Here is a 24,127-nt window from a genome sequence, read left to right as displayed (position 1 = left end):
GTAGCCACTTGTTTGCCATCGCCCAGATGGTTTAGAAGTTTGCGGAACGTGCGCCACCGCGCTTTAATGTGTTTGCCATCGCCCAGATGGTTTAGAAGATCAACGGAAAACGCCTTAACGAAATCCTGTTGTTTGCCATCGCCCAGATGGTTTAGAAGTTTATGTTTGTAGCCAAACCTGCACTTGCACCGTTTGCCATCGCCCAGATGGTTTAGAAGTTACTATTCCCTATATATTGATTACGCCAAAAGTTTGCCATCGCCCAGATGGTTTAGAAGACCCCGTCATATCCACATTCGGATCATTCGTAGTTTGCCATCGCCCAGATGGTTTAGAAGAGAGGGTGCGGATATTTACGTGTACTTCAATGGTTTGCCATCGCCCAGATGGTTTAGAAGACTGTAGGCTGAACAACTTAAAGCGCCCGATCGTTTGCCATCGCCCAGATGGTTTAGAAGACACACCTAAATCATCGAACGCAGATTTACGCGTTTGCCATCGCCCAGATGGTTTAGAAGTTTATGTTTGTAGCCAAACCTGCACTTGCACCGTTTGCCATCGCCCAGATGGTTTAGAAGTTACTATTCCCTATATATTGATTACGCCAAAAGTTTGCCATCGCCCAGATGGTTTAGAAGACCCCGTCATATCCACATTCGGATCATTCGTAGTTTGCCATCGCCCAGATGGTTTAGAAGAGAGGGTGCGGATATTTACGTGTACTTCAATGGTTTGCCATCGCCCAGATGGTTTAGAAGACTGTAGGCTGAACAACTTAAAGCGCCCGATCGTTTGCCATCGCCCAGATGGTTTAGAAGACACACCTAAATCATCGAACGCAGATTTACGCGTTTGCCATCGCCCAGATGGTTTAGAAGATTCATTTTCCGCAGCGAACCGTACACCGACCGTTTGCCATCGCCCAGATGGTTTAGAAGTGACCGCCCTTGCCGTCGCTAACAAGCTGATCGTTTGCCATCGCCCAGATGGTTTAGAAGTATTTACTGCTGCCAGCAAATGCTTTAATCCAGTTTGCCATCGCCCAGATGGTTTAGAAGATTCGTAATCTACAAAAATTCGATGATACGGCGTTTGCCATCGCCCAGATGGTTTAGAAGTCATAACCATAAGCCGATTGGCCATGAGCGAAGTTTGCCATCGCCCAGATGGTTTAGAAGAGCTCCTGGAGTCATGCCAGTTGAACAGATTCGTTTGCCATCGCCTAGATGGTTTAGAAGCTGCTGCAACCTTTGTGCCAAGGTGGCTAAACGTTTGCCATCGCCTAGATGGTTTAGAAGTATTTACTGCTGCCAGCAAATGCTTTAATCCAGTTTGCCATCGCCCAGATGGTTTAGAAGATTCGTAATCTACAAAAATTCGATGATACGGCGTTTGCCATCGCCCAGATGGTTTAGAAGTCATAACCATAAGCCGATTGGCCATGAGCGAAGTTTGCCATCGCCCAGATGGTTTAGAAGAGCTCCTGGAGTCATGCCAGTTGAACAGATTCGTTTGCCATCGCCTAGATGGTTTAGAAGCTGCTGCAACCTTTGTGCCAAGGTGGCTAAACGTTTGCCATCGCCTAGATGGTTTAGAAGTTTTCCGATTTCTCTTTCTCCATGCGCTGTTCGTTTGCCATCGCCTAGATGGTTTAGAAGTTTGCTGATAGCATCCTGTACCAAAGTTGCAAGTTTGCCATCGCCTAGATGGTTTAGAAGAAAACGACTAAAGCGGCATCGAATTTTCAATTGTTTGCCATCGCCTAGATGGTTTAAACATTACACCCCTTATTATCAATCAAATTAATTTTCAAAGTAACTCTAAATAACGATGCACCCAATCAACCGAAATGCGCTCTTGCTCTAAACGCCTATTTTTAAATGTCTGTGCACGCAAATCATGAAATAATTTTAACTCGTCAGCAGTGAGATATTGTGGCTCACTAAAAATAGAGTCTGGTTCATCCACCATATGATTTTGGAACTGTAACACTGTGGCTTCATCCATCATTAAAGCAATCACGTGTGGAATTTTTTGCCGAACCATACTTAAAATATTTAAACCTTCAGAGTCGATATCTCCCCAATAAAAAACCTGTTTATACTGTAACCACTTGGCCTTCATCCATGTAATATTTTTACCCCCACCACAAACCACAATACTATTTTCCAAGTAAGGGCACGCTAAACCTGACTGAATATTTTCAACTACAATTATTCGTTCCGCAGGTAACTCAAATTGATCTAGCACCTCTGTGGACAATTGAAAAACGGGGAGTCCTCCCAATTTTTCCTGCACATTTGGGCAGACGGGTTTGATCGTCAACCAACCTTTGGGGCTATCTAAGCAATCTAGCCATGCCAACAACCCTCCAGCCAGTACGATCTCATCATCATAAAGTACATTGCAAATTGCCTCCGTCAGCAATAAGTTCTGCTCAAGAAACTTCGTGTTTACAGCGCTTAATGGCAAGGCCCTTAAATAAAGCCCTGCCCCCATATTCGGTTTCAGCTGTTCAATCAGCTGAATCAACCATTGCCATTCTTGTTGGCTATAGCGTTCTATCTGCTCTAAATGATGAATTAAAGTTTGAAATAAACGGTGCTGATGACGATCATGCACAAAAGACTGCTTCAAAAAGCTGGATATTTTATCCAACCAGTTTTCAAGTTGTTGCTCTGTTCCTAAAAGCTCAGTAAGCTGCTGTAAAGAAAAAATTCGTAACTTTACTGGAACACGTTGTTCTGAAAGTTGTCGATACTGCCGTTCTTGCCATTCAACCAGTTCAGGATAAGTAAAATCTGTCCACGCTTTAAAAAAAGCATGAAAATGACCCAAATTATCTCTAGCTTGTTGGTCTGTGGGCACTTTCAGTGAAATTTCGATTGGAAAAGGACGTTGATTTAACAACCGCTGCTTTAAATTTCGACGATTTTCCCATTCTTTTTTATGCAAAATACCCAAAACGGTATTTGGAAGTAATCCCCACTTCTCAATTTTAGGCATCTAACTGCACCCCAAACTGTTGTGCCTCTCTATGCATTTGCTGTTGTTTTTGCGCCATTTTTTCATCAATTTCCTGCCAAGTAATTTCACATAAATGACTTTCATGTTTCTCAATATCACGCTCGGCAATTAATAAAGAACGTGCTGACTCACGCGCTAAATTCAAGTTTTTATAAGGTGTGATTAAATTGACATGAATTTTCAACGCCTTAAATACTTTGAGTACTCGACGACTAACCGCTTCAGCTGTGTTTGAAAAAGCTTCATCTAAAAACACTGTACTGTAGATTGGATAATCATAGCCGTCTGGTGTTAATACATAAGCCAAACTCGCTGCCACAATGGTTCCAGCAAAAGATTCTTTTTCTCCGCCAGATTTACCACTCGATGACTCCAAAACATCTCGTATTTCTTCTGTAGCCAAATCGACTTCTTCTGCATAGAAAGACATTTGATGACGAGGATCAAGTAAACGCTGGCTTTCAAAAGTATGCGCTGTAACCGAGTTACTCGCTTTTTCTAAAATAGAAATTAATTCAGCTAACTTTTTAAAACGTTGTTCATATTCAATACTATTAATACTAGATACGACCCATTTTAGTTTTTGCTCAAAATCTATGACGTGTGGATACTTTTCCTTTTTGTATCCTAGTCTTAGATAGCTGCCAGACTTAAATTCTGTACGCCGTAAAACCTGATTAATTATGGCAATACGGTCAGTAATTTCTTCTCTATCTGCCTCAAGGCGATTCTGAATCACACTTAAAGACTGCATGGTATGTTTTTGCAGACGCTGTTCAAACTGTTCAACTAAGGCAGGCAAACCTTCCTTTTCTAGTTCATGAAAATAGGCAACGCAATCATCCAATGCGGCCAAACCAACTGCCCATTCACGTTGTAATGCAATATGTGACCATTTATCCTTGCCACGAAACTGACCAATAATGTACGTTGCGCTATTTTTTGCTGAGGTATTTTGGTTGCTGGTATGTTCAATTAAACGCTCTAGCTCTTTTTCCACAGCAGTAAGATAAGCATCCTCCAACCGAGGTGTTTCTCCTATACGCTGTAGCAACAGTTCTCTGGCTTGTTCTGGGACACCTTGGTTTGCTGCCTTTTGCGCTTGTTGTTGTTGTTTTTCTGCATCACTGAATTTCTGTTTGAGTTTCACCCAAGTGTGTTGTAACTGTCCTTTCTGTTCCTGTAGTTGTTTTAATTCCTCTTTTGCAAGCTCCCAACGTTGTCGAGCTTGTTCAATATTGGTATCTGCCCGCTGTAAATGTTGCAAGTCATTGCTGGTCTGTTGCTGGCGCTCTGTCCAATAAGGAATATTTATCATATCCCATTGGTAACGTAACATTCGCTCCCACAAACTCTTATGCTGTGTTACCTGATCTAACACCTTACGCGATTGTGCAACACTCAAGGCATACTGTTCCAACTGTACCTCAAGTTGTTTCGCTTCATGCTTTAATAAATTTAAACGTGAAGTATTGGAAAATCCCAAACACCAAATTTTTCGATCATTAATCCGCTGTTGATCTTTTTTCTCAAAACGACCTTGCTCACGATGAATTAAGCCCTGTTGTGTCATAGAAAAAGGCGTTGTATTCATGATTGTTGTATCTGCCACACATTGCAGATCAAAGCGAAGCAGATGTTGTTTTAACCAATCACGATATGGATGCTCTCGCCAAACCAATTTCCGCAGAAAACCATTTTCTTTAAAATACACACTTTCTGTAGCATCAAGATGGATCACCTGTAAACGCACATGGGTTTTATTATGACGCGCATTCACCCATTGAGTGACCATCGAATAACGATCTTTCGGCACCAATAACGTTGTTTTTAAACCACCTAATGCTCGTTCAATTGCGCCTTGCCAGCTTTTTTCAGCCTCTTTTACATCAATGAGCTCGCCAATAAACATTAATTCATGTTCATCAAAATCTAAATGCTGTCTAAGCTCATCTCTTAAACGCAATAAATGTACATCATGAATATTACTATTAGGTCTGGTTTCTATTTCCTGAATATCGCTTTGAGTTTCTTTCAGTTGCTGTTGCGTTTGTGCGTATTTGCTACTGACTTGAGCAAACTCATCTTGTCGTTGGGTTTTCTCTTGCCCAATATTTAGAAGCTGCTCATGGGCTATTTTTTGGTTATCAATTAAATTTTGCTCGGTTAAATCATCTTGCAATTGTAATTGCTGAGCATCTTCCTGATAGCGCGATGCCTCTATGGTTAATTGCTTTAACTGACGCTGTATCAGTTCTAGCTCTTTTTGTAAGTTTTCAATCCGATTACCGCCTACTTGTAAATAGTCTTCATGGCAGCGCTCTTGTCGTTTTTCCGCATCATGTTCTTGTTGTTCTAATTACTTAAACTGCGTATGTAATCGCTGTATCTCTTGCTCCAGCTGATGTATTTTTTCAGTCCAAAACTGAACATACAATTCACCTAAATATGCAGGAAAAGCTTGTTTTTCGAGCTGTAGATTATTCAGTTGCAGAGTTAACGCTGTTATTTGAACAGCTAACTCAGGTAATTTCTGTAAATGTAGGACTTGTTCACGCGCATCTACCAAATGCTTATAGTTTGCCTCTAAGTCAGCAAACTCATTTACTGCAGTCTGTGCCAAAGCACGAACCTGGCTTGGTTCTAAAACCAACTCGCGAATTAATTTAGTCAAATCATCAATTTTCTTTAAGCCTAAAGCACGTGATAACAACGCAGGTGCATTTTTATTATCCATAAATAAATATTTACGATACATCTCCTGATAGTCTTCAAATTTGCTATCAAAATAATGCACGCGTGCATCTGTTTTAGGATTAAAATGTTGTTTTAGCTGGCGAGTATTACCGTCTGCAAATTTTTCTAACACTTCAGTCAGTTGCACATTACGACTTGCAATCATATATAAACGATTCACTTCACTCAGCGAATGTTGACCTTGTCCAACCCAAAACAATCCAATTAAAGTAATCATCGAACCGTCATCAGCGGTATATAGCGCTCTTAATGCTGTTGTCACTGCTTTTTCACGCTTATTTTTTACTCGCGTTCCAGCCCCATCATGTTCTGAACCAAAACTACCACGCATATAAGAGAGTAATGTACGGTCTGAGCGATCGCCCTGCGCAGCTGCTACGTTAAAACTAGCTTTACTTGCAGGTTGTAACAATGCCATTAAACCATCAATAAAGGTAGATTTACCTGCACCATTATCTCCCGTAATAAGTGTCCCTTCAGGATCAATACGTGCGGTATGCAAGTTATGGAAGGAGCCCCAGTTAAATACTGAAATTTCTGACAAGCGAATTTGGCCTTGTGCAAATAAAGTTGAGAGGGTCATTTCTTGCATGATGATTCTCCATATTCTTGTTCGGATTGCTGCAACTTGGCCTTTGCTGCTAATTGTTGATATTCAGATAATAAACTTTGTAAAAACTCGGCATTCACGACATAGCGGATAATTGGCGTAATTTCATAACGCCCTTCTTCACCACGCAGTCCCGTTAATACTTTTTTCTCAATAAATTTTTCTAATGCTGCATTTAGCTTTTTACGATCTTTGCTGTCATGATTCGTTAAAGGAATAAATGGAATTAAACTGCTCTGGATTCGCTCAACATCAATAATAATTTTTTGCTCACCCGCAGTTTCCCGCTCCTGATAATACTTCCGCAAAATAAGTAAAATTAAGGTGTCATATACAGTCAAAGTTCGTTTTCGTATCAGTACAGGAAAATCATCCAAAGGCTGGTTCTCATCTTCCTGTTCATCCTGAATACTTTTGAGATTGATGATATAAGCCACCCCTTGCTTGGCATCCAAAACCAACTGGATATAAACCTCTGCCAAATGTCTACGAATTTCCGCTTCATATCGGCACAATAAATCAAAAAGTTTTAAGTTTTCTGCTGCAAGAATAACCCCTTGACGCATGAGATAGACCAATACGCGTCGGGCTGCATGTGGCATAAGCGCATCTGTATCACGATCCTGAGCATGCTCCATCTCTGTTTGATTATCTGCATGTTGTTCCTCTGCCCCAGTTGTAGGAAACGAATCTTCTACAGGCTGATTAGCTTGGATTTCTATATTTTTCTCTGAATTTGAAGATGGTCTGCGTACCATTTCAAAGAAGTTGTCATGCTGTTGTATCTTATTTTCTGATTGCATCTCGATCTCCTTAAAGTGCCAGCTCATCTATATTTTTGGGAAATAAATCTGCACTCAAGTAATACACTGGAATACTGGCCTGCAAATGCACACCTGAACGATCCTTAAGTTCAACTTGCTCGGTATGCTGCATTTGTGGTGCTTTAATGGCTTTTGCTATACGCAAATAAGCAACAAGTTCTTCAAGCCCCGCTTGTAAAGGATGTTCATGTGTTAAGTGGGCAATACTCATCACCCCTTTCTGTGCGAGCGTTTGATATACTTTTTCAGCAACAGCACGAACCCGTACATTGTCTAAGTACTTCAGCATCTGATCACTAGGTTCAGTCTTGTTTTGTTGCTCTTCGACCTCACGTGTATCCATATGTTCTGTGGGACTTTTTAAAGCAAGACTTTCAGGCGAATTCAGCTGGATGGAACCCACGGCTAAATCCACTTGTACTTCTGTTTTTAAATCACACTCCGATTCCAACAATGCCACTGCATTTTTTCTAATTCCGACAACAACTGATCAATCAAACGGTTTTCCAATGCTGCACCACTTTCAATATAAGCTCTCAAACCTTCTTCTGTACGACGTCGGACTTGGAAAACTCGGCTACTTTCGCGTCCTAACTCACGCATTAACTGACCTAAATATTTACGTTGAGATTCGCTTAATTGTTGTGCAATAGGATGATTCAAAATACTGCGTAACTGCTCTCTAAACTCAGTAGAACGATCTTGATCCTGAAGTAATTGACAAAACCCATCAAAAGCACTGCCTGCATCACTTTGGGCAAGCAACTGCTCTTTTTCCATTAAGCTCAGCAATACTTCTCCACGTGAATAAGCACCACTAATCATATCTAGACGCAACTCTTTATCTCTTAGACGAATCTCATCTTCGACCCGTCTAAAATCGCCTGTAAGAATGGAAGCAAGTTGATAAATTTCTCGTATTCTTTCTTTTTGTTCTGATTCTTCTAATTGTGTAACAACACCCGCCAACAAAGCATCTATTTCATTTTGAATCACTAATTTTTTTTGTTCGAGCAACTCCACTCGTTCTTCAATATTTTCACTCAATGCGACCACAAAATCACGAACCGCATCCTGCACAATTCTTAAATGTGATGCTGTGGTATGGGTTGCTCGCTCATCCAAGCCCTGACAAAAACGTAATACGGTTTCGCTAATATCCGTTTTACTCAGCTTGCCATCTATTTCTCTGAGCCAGCCTGAATGAATCCAATGATTTAAATAATGCGCTGCATTATTTTCTGTCTGCCAAATACCCTGCTCACGACTAGATTTAATCAACTCATCCAAGACATTTCTTGCACGGCCATAAGGGACTTCATTTTGTTCTGCAAATAAGTCAACAATGAACGCTAAAATATGTGGTGCGTTATCTGCTCTTAATAATTTCCAAATTGAGTTTTCATGATATAAACGCCGATACTTGGCCTGTAACCCTAGAATATTCATGCCATTCCACATCATGTGTATGATGGTTATTTATTCTACAGTTATTTTTTAATCACCCAAGCAAATTACCAAGCAAGACGACACGAGTTGTCGCATAAAGTAAGATGATATAAACAATCACCTTACTTCATCGAAAAAAATAAAAAACAAACCTTATCTAACTTCTTTGTGTACAGTGACAGTAACCTTAACCTACCTCTCCCCATACACCGTTGCAATCAAATGCTCCACCACTTGCGGCTCAGCCAAAGTCGAAGTATCTCCTAAACTATCCAATTCATTCGCTGCAATTTTCCGCAAAATACGGCGCATGATTTTACCTGAGCGGGTTTTAGGTAAAGCAGGTGCCCAATGCAGCGCATCAGGCGTTGCCACAGGCCCCAAAATTTTGCGAACCCAATTGACTAATTCTTCACGCAATTCCTCTGACTCGGGTGTACCAACTTGCAAAGTTACAAAGGTGCAAATCCCCTGTCCTTTAATCTCATGGGGCATACCCACCACTGCCGCTTCAGCCACAGCTTCATGCGCTACTAGGGCACTTTCAATTTCCGCAGTACCTAAACGGTGCCCCGAAATATTCAAGACATCATCCACACGCCCTGTAATCCAGTAATAGCCATCTTCATCACGGCGTGCACCATCTCCTGTAAAATACGCACCCGGATAGGTCGAAAAATACGCTTCAATAAAACGTGCAGGGTCGCCCCAAATACCGCGCATTTGCCCTGGCCATGAATCTTTCATAATTAAATTGCCTTCGGTCGCGCCTTCCAGTTCATTACCTTCGGTATCGACAATAGCAGGTTGCACGCCAAATAATGGGCGGGTTGCCGAACCGGGTTTCAGTGGCGTTGCACCCGGCAATGCTGAAATTAATATGCCCCCAGTTTCGGTTTGCCACCATGTATCTACAATTGGGCAACGTCCTTCACCTACTACGTTGTAATACCAGTTCCATGCTTCAGGATTAATTGGCTCACCGACTGAACCAAGTAAACGCAAGCTGCTGCGGTCACTTTCACGTACAAAACGATCTCCCTCTCGCATCATGGCGCGAATGGCAGTCGGCGCGGTATATAAAATGGTGATGTTGTGTTTATCGACAATATGCCCTGTGCGCGCCCAGCTTGGATAGTTCGGCACCCCTTCAAACATCACGGTAGATGTACCATTCGACAATGGCCCGTATAAGACATAAGAATGCCCTGTAATCCAGCCTACATCTGCGGTACACCAAAACACATCATCCTGTTTCAGGTCAAAGACTTCTCGGAACGTGCTATTCACATAGGTCAAATAACCGCCTGTGGTATGCAAAACACCTTTGGGTTTTCCAGTCGAACCCGAGGTATATAAAATAAATAGTGGATCTTCGGCATTCATCGGCTCGGGTGGGCAGATATCATTCACCGACATAATTTCCATGTGATACCACAAGTCGCGTTCAGGCAACATCTCAATCGGATTGCCTGTACGATGCACCACAATCACATTTTGCACACAGTCAGTACCTGCTACTTTTAGAGCGGCATCAACATTGGCTTTTAAATAAATTGGCTTACCACCACGCATGGCCGAGTCGGCAGTGACAATTAACTTGGCCTGACAATCTTCAATTCGGCTAGCCAAAGCATCGGGAGAAAAACCACCAAAAACCACACAATGCACTGCACCAATCCGCGCGCAGGCCAGCATGGCAATCGCAGCTTCGGAAACCATCGGCATGTACAGCACCACCCGATCTCCTTTTTGCACCCCGTTCTTTTTCAGTACGTTGGCAAAACGGCAGGTTTCATCATGCAAAGAAGCAAAAGAAACCACTTTATGCCGAGATGGATGATCTCCTTCCCAAATAATTGCAGGTTTATGCGGATGTTCTTTTAAATGACGGTCTAAGCAATTGGCACTGACATTCAGTTGCCCATCGGCAAACCATTCAATTTTAAAATGCTCGGGGTCAAAGTTGGTATTTTTGACTTGGGTAAAAGGTTTAATCCAATCTAAGCGTTGGGCCTGCTCTGCCCAATAAGTATCAGGGTCATCTATAGATTGTTGATAGCGTTGAAAATATTCTGCCTCAGTGGTGCGGGCAGTCTTTTTAAATTCATCTGGAACAGGATATACGTCTTTCATCTGCTACTTCCTTGATGTTCTTGCATCTCATCACGAGATGTATGCCACGTTATTGATTATTATTTCTGCATATTCACAGTATGAACTTTCTTTTTTATGGCTCACCATTCGGCTTTAGTCGCATAAATTTTATACAAACAATAGCATGCCAAAGCGTTGATCGAATGCCATATTCTTGCATTCATACTTTCAGGTTTACATTCCACTGTACTGCGCATTGCATTATTTTTAAAGAAAATATCGTCTAATAACCGTGAGTATTAACATTTTTTTACGCAGCCAATCATTCATACCTGCGACCCTGTCTTACAGATAAAACCACATACAACTCGCAGTTTAAATGCTACAAAATAGTACGCTCATCACTTCTATCCAAGTTGTCTAAAATACTGGCAAGTAAGCATTGCTCATTAACCAAATTGAGTTTTTCAGGCAAAATAGTCGCTTCATTTTGAATTCGGAATTATCGTGGCAGAATCCAAACCCTCACTCAGTGAAGTTTCTGAAAACACCAGTCAGCTGTTGCAGGAAGCCACTGAAAAAACCACGCAAACCGTGATCAATCATACGGCCAAGTACAATGACGCCTACTCCACCATCGACAAAATTATGGAAGGATTTTGGGAACGTGTGCCGTATTTGATGATTGCAGCCGTGGTGCTGATTCTGTTTTGGCTGCTTGCCCGACTGTTTAAATGGTTTATTCGCAAGACCCTGAACAATCGTTCCTATACCCGACAAAATTTGGTTTTGGTGCTGAATCGGGTCGGTAGCTCTGCAATTATTTTCTTTGGTTTTCTAATTGCGATGGTGATTGCAATTCCAGGTTTTACCCCAAGCCAACTGATGAGTGCTTTAGGTCTAGGCTCCGTGGCAATTGGTTTTGCTTTTAAAGATATTTTCCAGAATTTATTATCGGGTGTGCTCATTTTGATTGGAGAACCATTTAAAATTGGTGATGACATCATCGTGAATAATATGGAAGGTACGGTAGAAGATATTCAGATTCGTGCCACCTTCCTGCGCTCTCCCGATGGGCGTCGAATCGTGATTCCAAATGCTACGGTGTATACCAGTGCCGTAACGGTCAATACGGCTTATACCCGTCGTCGTTGCGAGTTTGTGGTCGGTATTGGTTATGAAGATGACGTACAAAAAGCCAAAGATATTATTTTGGCCATTTTAGACCGTGACATAAAAATCTTGAGCCAACCTGCATTTAGCGTCAATGTCACTGCCTTGGCCGATTTTTCGATTAATTTAAATGTGCGTTGGTGGGTAAATACGACGGAAACCACCACTTCAGCATCCATCAGTGAAGTGCAGGAACGGGTGATTGCCGCGTTTGCCGAACATCACATTTCGATTCCTTATCCTGTGCAGGAAGTGAAAGTTTATCGTGGTGATGCAGCAGTCAATGAAGATGATTCAGCCCGCACTAAACAAACGCCCTAAAACATAAGCAATCACAGTTTCAGTACGAATAATACGGTTGCCCAAGTGCCGCGCTTGGCAGCCGTTTTTTTCGAGCAAATCAATTTCGTAGGGAATAAATCCACCTTCTGGGCCAATCACAATACTGCATGGATGTTGGATGGCATGTGGCATAGCTTGATCGGTATAAGGATGCGCCACATAAGCAGAACAATCGGCAGAAATCAAACCGGGCAAAACATCTTCCACAAAGGGTTTAAAGCGTTTATAAAGTTGGATCTCAGGTGCAATGGTATCGCCTGCTTGCTCCAAACCCAACGTCACATATTGATCCAACTGCTGTAAAAAAGGCGTTTGCCAATAGCTTTTATCGACTCGATAGCTGTGCAGTAAAATAATTTTTTCCACACCTAGCGTCACGCTATCCATAATTAAACGACGTAATACTTTAGGGCGTGGTAAAGCCACAATCAGGGTCACAGGCAGTTTTTTCGGTACAGCTTCTTCATACAGGGCTTTGACTTGAATCCGCTGCTCACTAACGTCCACCACTTCGGTCAAATAACGCTTGCCACCGCGAATCCCGACTTTCAAGGTGTCACCGACTTGTACACCGACATGCGTGTGTAAATGCTGCACTTGGCGCTGGGCGCTAATAGACCACACTTCATTTGTGGTCTGCCGAGGGTCAAGCAAAACGATATTCATATTTAAAGATACTGATTAATCACGTGAATATGCTCAGTCAAAGAGCCACGATTTTTATACATAATCACTTGAGCATTTTGATTCAGCTGAGCACGCAACGCAGGTTCAAACAACAATTGCGTTAACGTATTTACAGCTTGTTCAGCATCTTCGACCACATACACGGCTTCTGCTGCAACAAACTCATCCACAATACTTTGAAAGTTAAAATAATTTTTGCCCAATACCGTGGCGACATTTAAGGCCAAAGGCTCTAAAATATTATGCCCACCGCCAGGTTCATTCAGCGAACCACCAACATAACAGGCCTGACTTAAGGCGTACCACAACCACATTTCACCCATGCTATCGGCTAAATACACTTGTGTTTCGGGTTGAATCGCTTCAGCCAAACTACGGCGCTGCATATTGAGTTGCAGTTTTTTCACCTGCACAGCCACTTCATCAAAACGCTCTGGATGGCGCGGCACAACAATACATAACAGTTCAGGATGCTGTGCGAAATAAGGTTTCAAAGCAGTCAATAATTGCTGTTCTTCAGGCGCATGGGTACTGGCAAGGGTGATAATTTTGCGATGTGCCAATTGCCATGTCTGTTGCAACTGCGCGGCTTGCTCTACAAAATCTTCTGGCGCAGTAATATCAAATTTAATATTACCCACCACGTTTGTACGCTCGGCAGGCATCCCCAATGCGATAAAACGCTGCTGTGTGGCAGAGTCTTGCGCCAAAAGTTGCTGCAAATTTTGCAACATGCCGCGAGTTAATCCTTTAACTTTGGCATAACCTTTGGCCGATTTTTCCGAAAGCCGCGCATTAATCAACAAACACGGGACTTGAAAATGCTGCGCCTGATCAATCAAATTAGGCCACAATTCTGTTTCGACCAGTGCCAATAATTTAGGCTGATATTTCTGATAAAACTCACGAATTAAATGCACCTGATCGGCAGGTAAATACACGGCTTGAAATAAATCTAAATACGGTGCTTTTAAAAATAATGATTTGGCGCGTGCCTGCCCCGTTTTGGTGGTATTGGTGACTAAAACGGGATGTCCCACTTTTAAATAATGTTCAATTAAAGGTTGTGCGGCATTAGTTTCCCCCACCGACACCACATGAAACCAAATGGCATGTAAATTTTTAGCAGGCTGAAATGGGCCAAAACGCTCAAGCAGTTCTTGTTGTAATTGCTCAGGATATTCGGCACGTTTACGAATACGTGACTGATAAATCGGTTTTAACAGCGCCAAGGCTGCGTTATACCAAAATGGAGTAGCCAAAAGATGCGCCCCAAAGAAAGATTATCGGCAAAATATAACAGAGCCACACGCGCATGTTAATTGCATGTGGCGCTATACTGGCTTTTATTCTACAGCGTGTTGTGTTTCCGCCAAAGTTGGATAATCGATATAGCCTTCTGCAACGGCTGTACCAATCATGTTTTCCAGCTTGAGTTCGTTTAAAGGTACATCTGCCAATAAACGCTCATACAAGTCTGGATTGGCAATATACGCCTTACCAAATGACACCGCATCGGCCTTGCCCGAAGCCAATAATTCCACGGCATCAGCACGACTTAAACGCATGTTCGCGATATATGGCACACCGCCTGAACGTACTTTCATTTCTTGGGAAATGCTGTCTTCGGCTAAATATTCGCGGGTAAAGAAAAAGGCGATTTTACGCTGCCCCAATTGCTGCATGACATAGCCAAAGGTTTCACGTGGATCATCATCTCCCATGTCGTGCTCATCGCCACGTGGTGCTAAATGCACACCGACTCGACCTGCGCCCCAGACTTCAATTAAGGCGTCCATCACTTCTAACAAGAAACGCGCACGATTTTCAACCGAACCACCGTATTCATCGTCACGTTGGTTGGTTTTGCTTTGCAGGAATTGATCAATCAAATAACCATTGGCTGCATGCAACTCTACCCCATCAAATCCTGCTTCTTTGGCACGGATGGCGGCTTGTTTATATTGCTCGGTAATGGTGTGGATTTCTGCAATTTCTAAGGCACGTGGCAACACATATTCACGTTTAGGACGCAACAAACTGACATAACCCGCTTGTTGTACCGCACTTGCCGATACTGGTGTTGCGCCATTGAGTAAATTTGGATGTGAAACACGACCTACATGCCACAGTTGCGCCACAATCAAACCACCTTTGGCATGCACGGCATCGGTAACGAGTTTCCAACCCTGCACTTGAGCATCGGTAAACAATCCTGGGGTATTTAAATAACCATTGGCTTCTTCAGAAATTACCGTTGCTTCTGAAAGAATCAAACCTGCACTGGCACGCTGTGCATAATATTCTGCCATCATTGGCGTTGGAACACGGTCATCGCTGGCACGGCTACGGGTTAAAGGTGCCATCACCACACGGTTTTTTAGATGCAGATCACCCAAAACTAAAGGAGAGTCTAATTCAGCCATTTTTGCCTCTAATCTCACAGTTAAAGTGAGTGTTTTAAATATTCGACATATTGCTGAATGAGTGCTTCATTACGAGAAAAATACGACCATTGTCCATATTTTTCTGCACGAATAAGACCTGCCTGTTGCAGTACCGATAAATGATTTGACATGGTCGATTGCGACACGTTGCCCAAACGCTCAATGTGTCCTGCACATACGCCACGCTTAAAGTCGCCACACTCATCTACCGACAAAAATTGTTCTGGTGCTTTTAACCATTCTAAAATTTGCCGACGGGTAGGATTGGCTAAGGCTTTAAAGATTAAATCGACATCCATCATTCAGACACATATTCGTAAATATAAGCCCAATTCAGCAGCTGCTTTTAATATATCGTATTTTTTCGATATTAATATCGTTTTTTTACGATTTATATAATTTTTTAAGCAACTTCACTGAATTGGGCAGGCTCATTAGGATCTTACAGACCGTAACTTATAGACCCTGCTTTAAACTGGCTTCAATAAACTTGTCTAAATCACCATCTAAAACCGCACCTGTATTTGAAGTTTCCACGCCTGTACGCAAGTCTTTAATACGTGAATCATCCAATACATAAGAGCGAATTTGGCTGCCCCAACCAATATCAGACTTCGAGTCTTCTAAAGCTTGAGCCGCCTCATTACGTTTACTCATTTCCAGTTCATACAACTTAGCACGTAACTGTTTCCACGCATGGTCACGGTTGGCGTGTTGCGAACGCTGGTTCTGACATGCCACCACAATACCTGTAGGTGCGTGGGTTAAACGTACCGCAGAGTCAGTTTTGTTAATGTGCTGACCACCCGCACCTGAAGCACGGTAAGTATCGGTACGAACATCGGCAGGGTTAATATCAATTTCAATGTTGTCATCAACTTCTGGCGAAACAAACACCGCAGAGAATGACGTATGACGACGGTTACCTGAGTCAAATGGCGATTTACGCACTAAACGATGCACGCCCGATTCGGTACGCAACCAACCATACGCATATTCACCTTCAACGCGAATAGTCGCAGATTTAATCCCTGCTACATCACCATCCGACTCTTCCATCAATTCTGCTTTAAAGCCGTGACGTTCAATCCAACGCATATACATACGCAACAGCATCGATGCCCAGTCTTGTGCTTCTGTACCACCCGAACCTGCCTGAATTTCGACATAGCATGGGTTTGGATCCATTGGATTGCTGAACATACGGCGGAATTCTAATTTCGCCAGTTCTTCTTCTGCAGAAGTCAATTCAGACTGCACATCCACCAATAAATCTTCATCATCGGCTTCAACGGCTAAGTCTAGCATGGCTTGGGCATCTTCTAACTGGGTCGCCAAACCTTCTAGAACATGAATCACGTTTTCAAGCTCGCCCTTTTCTTTGGCCATGGCTTGCGCACGACTTTGATCATTCCAGATTGCAGGATCTTCTAACTCGCGGAGAACCTCTTCTAAACGCTCTTTTTTCAGATCGTAGTCAAAGATACCCCCGTAGTGTTTGACCACGTTCGTTCAAGTCTTTTAATTGGTTTAGATAAGGATTAATTTCCACGTAAATTCTCTCAATTAACAATGAAGCTTATTAACTGATAATTGTAGCACAGACATGTTCTGGCATTTCTATCCTGCTGTAAATTCCAGCATAACTTTTCAGCTTTTATAAGTTGAATGCTAAATGTGGTTAAAAATAAAGATCGCTTTAAACTTTTAAAGTGAAAGCCTGATGATATCCAACCTAAAATAGCATGCACGATTAACACGGATATTTATCTTAATGGCCGATCTATCGCCCTGATTTTTTGCCTGACACATTCAGCTGAAAACATGCTTAAAAAGTGGTGTATGGTAATTGCTTCAACCCGCCAAAATAAAACAAAGATGAAACAAGTTTGATGATTTAATGATCAACTTTAGTAAAATTCACAAAATACACATAGTTTTAATAAAACAAAACATTTAATTATTTCATTTTTATTTCAATCACTTAAACTCAAAATATTACACAAATTTACGCTTGTAACAAAGCGGCAACTTTCCTGTGATTGACGCTGATTTTTTTTCGCCTAGACTAAAAGTTGTAACAAAAAGTTTAACTGTTAACCAGATTTCAGAGGGGTACTTTCCATGAAAAAATTAGCAATCGCATCAGCCCTACTTTCAGCTTTGGCTATCACTGGTACTGCGAACGCATACCAAGCTGAAATTGGTGCATCAGCAGGACTGATTGATCCAGACAACGGCAGTTCAAGCGGTTCATTCGGTGTAGATGGTACTTATTACTTTAACCCTGTACAAACCCGTAATGCACCTTTGGCAGAAGCAGCGTTCCTTGATCGTGCTAGCAACGTAAATGCCAAATACCAATATGACGAAGTCGGTAATGATGAACGTCATCGTTACGGCGTAGGTGCTGAAGTTTACATTCCTAACTCAGATTTCTATGTGAGTGGTAATGTTGGTCGCGACGATATGAAATTTGACCGCGGTGGCGATTTTGATGAGACTGTTTATGGCGCTGAAGTCGGTTATTTACCCGCACCAGGTTTATTAATTGCTGCAGGTCTAAAAGGCTACGACAACGATTATGACGACGGTGTCGATCCTACGCTTCGCGCTAAATATGTCACTTCTCTAAGCAATGGTAAAGATATCAACTTAGAAGCAGGCGCAGGTTTTGGTGATTTAGACGAATATAATCTTGCGGCAGATTACTTCATCGATAAAACCTTAAGTCTAGGTGTAGACTACTACAGTAAAGATCGTGACTACGGTGATACTAACGAATTTGGTATTAATGCACGTAAATTCTTTACCCCGCAAATCAGCCTCGAAGGCCGTGTTGGCTTTGGTGAAGTTGGCAACAATGACTATAACCGCTTTGGTGTCGCTGCAAAATATCGCTTCTAAGTTTAGCCTAATTACATACTCAAACAGCACTCTTCTTCGGAAGGGTGCTTTTTTTATGCCCTAAAATAAAGCAGTTAGGTAGAAATTGTGCATTGCAGACTCAACTGCTGATGATTCTGAAACTGTTTTTGGCGTTCGTGCACAAAAATTCTTTACCCCTGCATTTGCTGTAGGTGTGAATTACACAACAACTGATGGTGCTGATTCTTATGGCATCAACGGTACATTCCGCTTCTAATTCCATAAATTAAAAGCAAAAAAAATCCGCTCAAATTTGAGCGGATTTTTATTTGGGCTACTGCTCTAAATGCACAATCTGCAGTTGTAAACTCACATTGCCATTAAACACATTGCGTTCCAATTCATAAACCAAACGCACATGATCCAGCATTGGGTTAAAGTCAAATTTATCTTTGGCACCAAAGGCAATCGCATCCAGCACTTGGCCATTCTCCAATGCCAAACGCAGTTTTAAATGAGTATCTTTAAGCCATCTAAAATCCACCACTTTAAACCGCCCTTCAAATACAGGTTGCGGAAATTTATGTCCCCACGGTGCCAAATGCTGCAGCATCTCTACCGTGTGCAAATGAAAAGCCTCTGGCGGCAATTCACCATCTGTCCACAGCACGGCATGAAACAGCTCTGCATCCATCTGCGCAATTAGCTGTTCAAACACCTGTTTAAATTCTGCAAAATGAGCCTTTTTAATGGTCAAACCTGCCGCAGCCGCATGCCCACCAAAATGACTGACCAAATATGGATATTGCTCTGCGACCAATTCAATGGTGTCACGTATGTGAACCCCTTCAATTGAACGGGCAGAGCCTTTAATATGCTCACCATCTTCATCGGCAGCAAATACAATCGCAGGGCGATGAAACTGTTCCTTTAAGCGTCCTGCAACAATTCCAATTACACCTTGGTGCCAATGTTCTTCAAACATGATCAAGGCATGCGGTAAATCGCTTTGATCTAACTGCAGCTTTTCCAACTCTGCCAGCGCATCCTGTTTAATTTGCCCTTCAACCTGACGGCGTTCCTGATTCAAACTGTTTAACTGACGCGCCAAAGCATAGGCACTTTGCATATCCGCCGACAGTAAACACTCGATTCCAATGTCCATGGTTTCCATGCGCCCTGCAGCATTAATGCGTGGCCCTAAGACAAAACCTAAATCCTGCGCTTTAAGCTGTGCGGGCTCGCGCCCTGCCAAATCCAGCAATGCGCTAATCCCTGGACGGCATAAATTCTGCTGTATCCGTTTTAAGCCTGCATCCACCAAAATACGGTTGTTATAATCTAGACTAGCGACATCGGCATAGGTGCCCAAAGCCACCAAATCTAAATATTGAGTCAAATTTGCAGCAGATTTGCCCTGTTTTTTTCGTTGACTGGATAAGTTCGCCAACACATAAAATGCCACGCCCACACCTGCCAAGGCTTTACTTGGGAAATCACAACCCAATTGATTCGGATTCACCACAGCCTCTGCATTTGGGGTGGCTTTTGTGGTGAGGTGGTGATCGGTGATGATGACCTGCATCCCCAAAGCTTGCGCACGTTCCACGCCTGCATGACTAGAAATGCCGTTATCTACCGTAATTAATACATCAGGCGTATAACGCTCAAAAGCCAAATCGGCAATGGCGGGGGTTAAGCCATAACCATATTTAAAACGGTCAGGTACTAAATACTGCACGTGTGCGCCCATTTCGCGCAATGCCAAAATCATAAGTGTGGTACTGGTCGCGCCATCGGCATCGTAATCGCCCACAATTACAATTTTTTTCTGCTGATCAATCGCCTGATCCATCAGCTGAATGGCGTCAGGTAGACCTTTCATGCTTGGAGCAAGCAAGTGCTTCAGTTTAAGTTCCAGCTCCTGCTCAGAGGCAACGCCACGGCGCGCTAAAATTTGGGCAACAAATGTAGAGACGCCCTGAAAGTTTTCAGGGCGTGTAAGCAAAGGTCTTTGTTTTATTAAAATTTTTGACATAGTTTCCAGTCATTTAAGGCATCAAGCGTTGTAGTTTCCAGTCACCTTCAATTTTTTCATAAGCTAAGCGGTCATGCAAACGGTTCGGACGGCCTTGCCAAAATTCGTAATAATCAGGCTGCAAGCGGTAGCCACCCCAAAATACGGGTTTTTGCAATTCAGATTGATCACCCACTTGGGCATGCAAGTCTTGGAAACGCGCCTGTAGTTCTTCACGGCTGGCAATCACACCACTTTGCGGAGTGCTAATATGCGCAGCGATTTGGTTGTCACGTGGGCGTTTGTGATAATACGCTGTCGATTCTTGCTCATCAATTTTTTCGACATAACCGCTGACACGAATCTGACGTTCCAGTTCAGGCCAGTAAAATAACAATTCAGCATAAGGATTGGCCGCTAAATCCAACCCTTTTTGACTGTCATAATTGGTATAAAAGTCATAGCCTGCTTCGGTGGCTCCACGCAGCAACACAGTACGCACATGCGGACGACCTTGCGCATTGGCAGTCGCCAATGACATCGCATACGGTTCATGCAGCTTGGCTTCTAAGGCATGGTTAAACCAATTCAAAAACTGAATATGCGGATTGGCACTGACCTGTGCTTCTAGCAATTCACCTTTTTGGTAACTTAAACGCAGCTCACTTAAATCTTTAATTAAATCACTCACGATTTACCCCCCCTTTTAGACGGCATGACGACGTACAGCATCGGCTAAATCTTTCGCCATTGCCTTCACTTCAGCCAAATCATCACCTTCCACCATGACACGAATCACAGGTTCAGTGCCCGATTTACGAATCAATAAGCGTCCACGACCTTTCAGCTGTTCCGTAGCACGGTCAAACTCTTCCACCAAGGCAGGAACGGTATACGGATCAAACATATTTGCTAAGCGCACGTTTTCCAGCACATTTGGCAACAGTTTAAAATCTGCCACCAATTCATGTAGGGCTTTATTTTGTTCGACCATCACCGTTAACACTTGCAAGGCAGCAATAATTGCATCACCTGTGGTGCTCTTGTCCAAAGTCAAAATATGCCCCGATGGCTCACCACCAATAACCCAGCCATTTTCTTCCAGACCTTGTAGCACGTAACGGTCACCGACATTGGCACGGAGTAATGGTACTTGGGCTTTTTCTAACGCCAATTCCAGCGCCATATTGCTCATTAACGTCCCAACAATACCTGCAGGTTTTTTCGAGCCTTGTGTGGCAAGAATATATAAAATGTGGTCACCATCAATTTGCTTGCCTTGACTATCCACCAAAATCACACGGTCTGCATCACCATCAAATGCAACACCCAAGTCCGCCTGATGCTCAAGCACTGCTTTTTGCAAACTTTCAGGATGGGTTGAGCCGCAATTTTCGTTGATGTTTAAACCATTTGGCTCATTGTGAATGGCAATCACTTTCGCACCTAATTCACGGAATACCGCAGGGCCAACATTGTAGGCAGCACCATTGGCGCAATCGACCACAATGGTGAGGTCATTTAAATCTAAATGATATGGAAAGGTCGATTTACAAAACTCGATGTAACGCCCATTGGCATCTTTAACACGAACGCTTTTACCCAAGTTGGCCGTATCATCAATTTTTAATTCTTGCTGCAATTCTTGGTTAATTTCTTCTTGCAAGGCATCTGGCAGCTTTTTCCCTTCGCCCGAGAAAAATTTAATCCCGTTATCAAAATACGGATTATGCGATGCTGAAATCACAATGCCTAAACTGGCATGCAAAGCGCGGGTTAAGTGCGCAATAGCGGGCGTCGGCAATGGGCCGAGCAAATGCACATAGACACCTGCGGCATTTAAACCCGCCTGTAATGCTGCTTCTAAAATATAGCCTGAAAGACGTGTATCTTTACCTAATACCACAATAGGTTTATTTTTTTTGGTGTGTTTTTTTAAAACTTTACCTGCTGCAAAACCTAGTTTTAATGCAAAATCAGGTGTAATTGGTAACTCTCCAAACTTCCCTCGAATGCCGTCTGTACCAAAATAACTCATATTGTTCTCACTTCTTAGGGGTGATCTTTATCATCACTTTTTTACTGCGAGTTACTTTACACCAAAAATGAAAAAGCCGTCACATTGATGACGGCTTTTATTTGAAAATGCTACTAAATATCAACCAACGCGATAGTTCATATTAACCAACGCGATAGTTCGGCGCTTCTTTAGTAATCGTCACATCATGCACGTGAGATTCCTGCATACCTGCTGCAGTAATTTTCACGAATTTAGCATTTTGGCGTAGATCTTCAATGGTTGAAGAACCTGTATAACCCATAGATGAACGTAAACCACCCATCATCTGATGCACGATGTTGCCCATTGGGCCTTTGTACGGTACACGACCTTCAATACCTTCTGGTACAAGTTTTTCTGCACCTGCTTTCGAGTCTTGGAAATAACGGTCTGCAGAACCTGTTGCACCCGCCATTGCACCCAATGAACCCATACCACGGTATGCTTTGTAGTAACGACCTTGGAAGAATTCAACTTCGCCCGGTGCTTCTTCAGTACCAGCAAGCAATGAACCCACCATAATGGTACTTGCACCTGCACCAATCGCTTTGGCCATATCACCAGAGAAGCGAATACCACCATCGGCAATTAATGGAATCTGTTCTTTCAATGCATTGGCAACAGCGTCAATTGCAGAGATTTGCGGCATACCAATACCTGCCACAATACGTGTGGTACAGATTGAACCTGGGCCAATCCCCACTTTCACTGCGTCTGCGCCTGCATCTAACAATGCCAAAGCAGCATCGCCAGTTGCAATGTTACCGCCAATTACTTGAACTTGTGGATAGTTAGCTTTTACCCAACGTACACGCTCAATTACGCCTGCAGAGTGACCGTGTGCAGTATCAACCACAATCGCATCGACACCTGCTTCAACCAATGCTTCTACACGGCTTGGTGTTTCTGCGCCTGTACCCACTGCAGCACCCACACGTAAACGACCTAAGTCATCTTTACAGCTGTTTGGATACAATTCTGCTTTACGGAAATCAGTGACCGTAATTAAGCCTTTTAATTCCTGCTGGTCATTCACCACCAAGACTTTTTCAATACGATGCTGTTGCAATAAAGCTTGAATGTTTTCTTTAGATTCGTCTTCGCGTACTGTCACTAAACGATCTTGACCTGTCATGATGTTGCTGACAGGTTGCTCAAGGTTGGTTTCAAAACGTGTATCACGTCCTGTCACAATACCGACAACTTTGCCATCTTTTACTACAGGTACACCGCTAATATTATTGGCTTGAGTCAGCGCAATCAATTCACGTACTGTAGTTTCTGGCGTTACGGTAATCGGGTCTTTCACCATACCCGCTTCAAATTTTTTCACACGGCGCACTTCGGCTGCTTGCGCAACGATGTCCATGTTTTTATGCAAAATACCAATACCACCGTTTTGCGCCATCGCAATTGCCATACGAGATTCAGTCACCGTATCCATTGCTGCTGAAACCAAAGGAATATTCAGGTCAATGCCGCGCGTAAAACGTGTCTTTAAGGAGACATCTTTTGGGAGAACAGTAGAATAGGCAGGGAGTAATAAGACATCATCGAAGGTTAACGCTTCTTGAACGATGGTCAGCATAACAGTCTCACTGGTAATTTCCGTGAGCCATTATAAACAAATCTGGGCACAAATTTCATTTGTTCTCTAAGAAATATTTTTTATTCTGCCCTTCTGGGGGATGCGACATGAAAAAATCGGTAATTTTCATCTAAAAATTGAAGTTTTCATCCTTAGTTTGCTTTTTAGCCGTGCAGGTTTAA

14 protein-coding genes, 3 pseudogenes and 1 CRISPR repeat array (1 of these 18 only partly in view) are annotated in these 24,127 nt (G+C 42.7%); of the genes and pseudogenes, 3 read left to right on the top strand and 14 right to left on the bottom strand.

The features are described from left to right. A CRISPR array of direct repeats spans positions 1–1,778; the repeat unit is 28 nt; unit sequence GTTTGCCATCGCCCAGATGGTTTAGAAG; it reaches 5,213 nt to the left of the window's first position. A gap of 31 nt (positions 1,779–1,809) precedes the next feature. The 5 genes and pseudogenes from FTV28_RS09760 to acs form a co-directional block, all read right to left on the bottom strand. After that, positions 1,810–3,006, bottom strand: a complete 1,197-nt coding sequence (locus tag FTV28_RS09760; protein ID WP_179990256.1) for a Wadjet anti-phage system protein JetD domain-containing protein — start codon at positions 3,004–3,006, stop codon at positions 1,810–1,812. Beyond that, positions 2,999–6,376 (bottom strand): annotated as a pseudogene (locus tag FTV28_RS09755) (ATP-binding protein). The gene FTV28_RS09760 and the pseudogene FTV28_RS09755 overlap by 8 nt, the downstream one beginning before the upstream one ends. Then, entirely contained in the window at positions 6,364–7,197 is an 834-nt protein-coding gene (locus tag FTV28_RS09750; RefSeq protein ID WP_167846398.1) for a DUF4194 domain-containing protein, read from the bottom strand. The pseudogene FTV28_RS09755 and the gene FTV28_RS09750 overlap by 13 nt, the downstream one beginning before the upstream one ends. A 10-nt stretch (positions 7,198–7,207) precedes the next feature. Beyond that, positions 7,208–8,667: pseudogene (locus tag FTV28_RS09745) on the bottom strand (DUF3375 domain-containing protein). 192 nt (positions 8,668–8,859) lie between these two features. Then, a complete protein-coding gene (gene acs, locus FTV28_RS09740; RefSeq protein WP_179990254.1) occupies positions 8,860–10,803 on the bottom strand; it encodes an acetate--CoA ligase in 1,944 nt (647 codons plus the stop codon). Positions 10,804–11,271: 468 nt separating this feature from the next. On the opposite strand from acs, the gene FTV28_RS09735 reads away from it, so the two are divergent. Continuing rightward, a complete protein-coding gene (locus FTV28_RS09735) occupies positions 11,272–12,258 on the top strand; it encodes a mechanosensitive ion channel family protein (protein WP_131261199.1) in 987 nt (328 codons plus the stop codon). Here the strand turns inward: FTV28_RS09735 and FTV28_RS09730 are convergent. From FTV28_RS09730 to prfB, 5 genes are all read right to left on the bottom strand, one after another. Beyond that, entirely contained in the window at positions 12,232–12,945 is a 714-nt protein-coding gene (locus tag FTV28_RS09730; RefSeq protein ID WP_154320190.1) for a 16S rRNA (uracil(1498)-N(3))-methyltransferase, read from the bottom strand. The genes FTV28_RS09735 and FTV28_RS09730 overlap by 27 nt on opposite strands. Positions 12,946–12,947: 2 nt before the next feature. Next, a complete protein-coding gene (locus FTV28_RS09725; protein ID WP_179990252.1) occupies positions 12,948–14,228 on the bottom strand; it encodes a 3-deoxy-D-manno-octulosonic acid transferase in 1,281 nt (426 codons plus the stop codon). 84 nt (positions 14,229–14,312) lie between these two features. After that, a complete protein-coding gene (locus FTV28_RS09720; RefSeq protein WP_131261202.1) occupies positions 14,313–15,392 on the bottom strand; it encodes an alkene reductase in 1,080 nt (359 codons plus the stop codon). Between the two features lie 20 nt (positions 15,393–15,412). Then, on the bottom strand, positions 15,413–15,712 hold the full coding sequence (locus tag FTV28_RS09715; protein ID WP_019837093.1) for a helix-turn-helix transcriptional regulator: 300 nt from the start codon (positions 15,710–15,712) through the stop codon (positions 15,413–15,415). A gap of 157 nt (positions 15,713–15,869) precedes the next feature. After that, positions 15,870–16,965, bottom strand: a protein-coding gene (gene prfB / locus FTV28_RS09710; RefSeq protein WP_104852716.1) for a peptide chain release factor 2 whose coding sequence is annotated in 2 segments (ribosomal slippage) — positions 15,870–16,892 and positions 16,894–16,965 — 1,095 coding nt in all. Because the reading frame shifts where the segments join, the coding sequence is not laid out codon by codon here. Positions 16,966–17,537: 572 nt separating this feature from the next. On the opposite strand from prfB, the gene FTV28_RS09705 reads away from it, so the two are divergent. Next, positions 17,538–18,320, top strand: a complete 783-nt coding sequence (locus FTV28_RS09705; protein ID WP_168381588.1) for a putative porin — start codon at positions 17,538–17,540, stop codon at positions 18,318–18,320. Positions 18,321–18,414: 94 nt separating this feature from the next. Next, positions 18,415–18,558 (top strand): annotated as a pseudogene (locus tag FTV28_RS09700) (putative porin); the annotation flags it as partial. 57 nt (positions 18,559–18,615) lie between these two features. Here FTV28_RS09700 and recJ read toward each other — a convergent pair. The 4 genes from recJ to guaB all read right to left on the bottom strand — a co-directional run bounded on the left by recJ (position 18,616) and on the right by guaB (position 23,945). Beyond that, a complete protein-coding gene (recJ, locus tag FTV28_RS09695) occupies positions 18,616–20,319 on the bottom strand; it encodes a single-stranded-DNA-specific exonuclease RecJ (protein ID WP_179990250.1) in 1,704 nt (567 codons plus the stop codon). Between the two features lie 13 nt (positions 20,320–20,332). After that, positions 20,333–20,989 carry a pyridoxamine 5'-phosphate oxidase gene (gene pdxH / locus FTV28_RS09690; RefSeq protein ID WP_131261206.1) on the bottom strand — a complete coding sequence of 219 codons (657 nt, stop codon included), beginning with the start codon at positions 20,987–20,989 and terminating at the stop codon, positions 20,333–20,335. A 15-nt stretch (positions 20,990–21,004) separates the two neighbouring features. Then, positions 21,005–22,336: a phosphoglucosamine mutase gene (glmM, locus tag FTV28_RS09685; protein WP_131261207.1), complete on the bottom strand. Its 1,332-nt coding sequence runs from the start codon at positions 22,334–22,336 to the stop codon at positions 21,005–21,007. A 142-nt stretch (positions 22,337–22,478) separates the two neighbouring features. Next, positions 22,479–23,945 carry an IMP dehydrogenase gene (gene guaB, locus FTV28_RS09680; RefSeq protein WP_004974257.1) on the bottom strand — a complete coding sequence of 489 codons (1,467 nt, stop codon included), beginning with the start codon at positions 23,943–23,945 and terminating at the stop codon, positions 22,479–22,481. Between the last annotated feature and the right edge of the window lie 182 nt (positions 23,946–24,127).

Origin of the sequence: Acinetobacter sp. YH12252 (assembly GCF_013417365.1) — a bacterium.
In the GTDB taxonomy this organism is placed as follows: domain Bacteria; phylum Pseudomonadota; class Gammaproteobacteria; order Pseudomonadales; family Moraxellaceae; genus Acinetobacter; species Acinetobacter towneri.
The sequence above is the reverse complement of the archived record's forward strand: the minus strand, read 5'-3'. Positions and strand labels throughout refer to the sequence as shown.